The organism is uncultured Frigoribacterium sp., from assembly GCF_963515265.1.
GTDB lineage: Bacteria > Actinomycetota > Actinomycetes > Actinomycetales > Microbacteriaceae > Frigoribacterium.
On sequence record NZ_CAUPYL010000260.1, the window covers coordinates 1 to 2,908 of the forward strand.

Sequence of the window (2,908 nt, forward strand, 5' to 3'; positions counted from 1 at the left end):
GGCTCGGGTCGACCGTGCCGGGGGTCGGCGCAGCCGTGGACGCGAGCAGCGGCGCCGAGGGCCGCGAGGGGTCCGCCGGGCGGCCGAACTGGGCGACGGTGCCCGCTGAGACGGACCCCGTCGGGTAGAACGACCACGAGACGACGGCGTCGTCCGAGGCGTCGACGACGCGCACGCCGCGGCCGCCGCCGTTCGCCATGCCGGCCTGCCCGGTGACGGGCACGACCGGGTACGACGCGGGCGCGCCTCCCTCGCCGGCCCAGAACGACCGGAAGTCGTCCTCCGTGTACCGGAACGAGTCGACGTTCGTGGCCGTGTACCGGAGCCACAGGACGACCGGGACGCCCGCCGGCAGCACCGTGCCGGCGGGGGCCGAGAGGGGCACGTCGCGGGTGCGCACGTCGCTGTCGACGTAGCTGTACGCGAGCGAGACGCCTCCCTCGCCGAGCACCACGTCGCTCGACGTCGTGTTCACGACCTCGACGTACTCGAACTCGTCGACGCCGACGGTGTCGGGAGCGATCTCGGTGACGACCACCTCGCCGACCGGGACGGCGGCCTCGGCGGGCACCGCGCCTCCGGCGACGAGGCAGGCGGCGAGGGCCGCGGCGGGCAGGACGGTGTGGCGACGGCGCATGCTGTGGAGTTCCCCTGGATCGTCGAGCAGAGCCCTGTGAACCTAGGCGGGTGACCCGTCCGGGGGGTGAACAGCAGGTGTCGTCCAGTGGCCTGCGACCCTAGGAGGCGCCGCGCACCTCCGCGAGCACGGCCGCGATCCGCTCCGGCACCGACGCGTCCTGCAGGCTGGTCGTGTCGCCGAGCTCGCGCCCCTCCGAGACGTCGCCCAGCAGGCGCCGCATGATCTTGCCCGAGCGGGTCTTCGGCAGGTCGGGGACGACGAGCACGGTCGCGGGCTTCGCCACGGGGCCGATCTGGTCGGCGACGTGGGCGCGCAGCAGGCGCGACAGCGAGCCCGACGCCGACCCCGAGAGCGCGGCCCAGACCTGCGGTTCGGAGGCGTCGCCGGCGTCGCGCACCGCGCCTCCTGCGGGTCGGGTCGCGGGCACGACGAAGGCGGCGATCGCCTGGCCGGTGCGCGCGTCCGAGACGCCGACGACCGCCGCCTCGGCGACGAGGGGGTGGGCGACGAGCGACGACTCGATCTCGATCGTCGACAGGCGGTGCCCCGACACGTTGATGACGTCGTCGACGCGGCCGAGCAGCCAGATGTCGCCGTCGTCGTCGTACTTGGCGCCGTCGCCGGAGAAGAACCAGCCCTGCCGCCAGTACTTCGCCCAGTAGCTGTCGCGGTAGCGCTCGGGGTCGCCCCAGACCGTGCGGGCGAGCGACGGGGGCGTCTGCTGCACGACGAGGTAGCCGCCGGAGCCGTTCGGCACGCGCTCGCCGGCCTCGTCGACGACGGCGGTCGAGACGCCGGGCAGCGCCCGCAGCGACGACCCGGGCTTGAGGGTGTCGACGCCCGGCAGCGGGGCCATCACGGCCGCTCCCGTCTCCGACTGCCACCACGTGTCGACGATCGGCAGCTCGCCCCGGCCGAATTGCTCGCGGAACCAGACCCACGCCTCCGGGTTGATGGCCTCGCCGACCGTGCCGAGGAGACGCAGGGAGCTCAGGTCGAAGTCGGTCGGCAGGCCGTCGGGGAACCACGACGCCAGCGTCCGCACCAGGGTCGGCGCCGTGTAGTACGTCGTCACGCCGTAGCGCTCGATGATCTCGAGGTGCCGGGCAGGGTGCGGGGTGTCGGGCGTGCCCTCGTAGATCACCTGTGTGAGGCCGTTCGAGAGCGGGCCGTAGATCTCGTAGGTGTGCGCCGTCACCCAGGCCAGGTCGGCCGTGCACCAGTGCACGTCGTCGGGCCTCGCGTCGAAGACGGCCCAGTGCGTCCAGCTCGCGGCCGTGAGGTAGCCGCCGCTCGTGTGCACGAGGCCCTTGGGCTTCCCGGTCGTGCCGCTCGTGTACATGATGAAGAGGGGCGTCTCGGCGTCGAACGCCTCCGGTTCGTCCGTGTCGGGCTGCGCGTCGACCACGTCGTGCCACCAGAGGTCGCGGCCCTCGGTCCACGGCACGTCGGGCGTCTCGTCGCCGGTGCGCCGCACGACGAGCACGTGCTCGACCTGGTTCTCGCCGCTCACGGCGTGGTCGGCGTTCGCCTTGACCGGCACCGCGGCGCCCCGCCGGAACTGCCCGTCGGTGGTGACGAGCAGCTTCGCGCCCGTGTCCTCGACCCGGAACTTGAGCGCCTCGCCCGAGAAGCCGCCGAAGACGAGCGAGTGGATCGCGCCGATCCGCGCGATCGCGAGCGTCACGACGATCGTCTCGGCGATGACGGGCAGGTAGACGACGACGCGGTCGCCCTCGCCGACCCCCAGGCTGCGGAGGCCGTTCGCGGCCTTGACGACCTCGCGCTGCAGCTGTGCGTACGTGACGTCACGCCGGTCCCCGCGCTCGCCCTCGACGTGCAGCGCGACCTTCTGGCCGTTCCCTGCCGCGACGTGCCGGTCGACGCAGTTGACGGCGACGTTGAGGCGGCCGCCCGTGAACCAGGTCGCCTCGGGCACCGTGAGGCTGCCGTCCTCTCGCTCGGTGACGGGCGCCCAGGTGTGGGCCGTGTGCCACGGCGTCACCCAGTCGAGCCGGCGAGCCTGCTCCTCCCAGAAGGCGACGGGGTCGGCCGCGGCGCGCGCGTGCTCGGAGCTCGTGACGTTCGCGGTCGCGGCGAGCGCGCTCGGCGCCGGGAACGTCCGCCGCTCGTCGAGCAGGTTCGAGATGGTGTCGCGGGCGGTCGTGGTGGTGTCGCTCGGGGCCATCACCCGAGCGTACGGAGGCGCGGGCCGGCCCACCGGGGCAGCGTCACGTCGCGTAACGGGCCGCTCGCCGCGCCGCGCCG

The 2,908-nt window shown here is 73.8% G+C and carries 1 protein-coding gene and 1 pseudogene; both read right to left on the reverse strand.

The features are described from left to right. Positions 1-637, reverse strand: a pseudogene (locus RWM17_RS13625) (cell wall protein); the annotation flags it as partial. A 100-nt stretch (positions 638-737) separates the two neighbouring features. Next, the gene (acs, locus tag RWM17_RS13630) at positions 738-2,828 is read right to left on the reverse strand and encodes an acetate--CoA ligase (RefSeq protein ID WP_314104544.1); all 2,091 of its coding nucleotides are present in this window, start codon (positions 2,826-2,828) and stop codon (positions 738-740) included. Positions 2,829-2,908: the final 80 nt, after the last annotated feature.

Coding starts and splice junctions, on each gene's coding strand:
- acs (WP_314104544.1), bottom strand. CDS start 2,828: ATGGCCCCGAGCGACACCACCACGACCGCCCGCGACACCATCTCGAAC.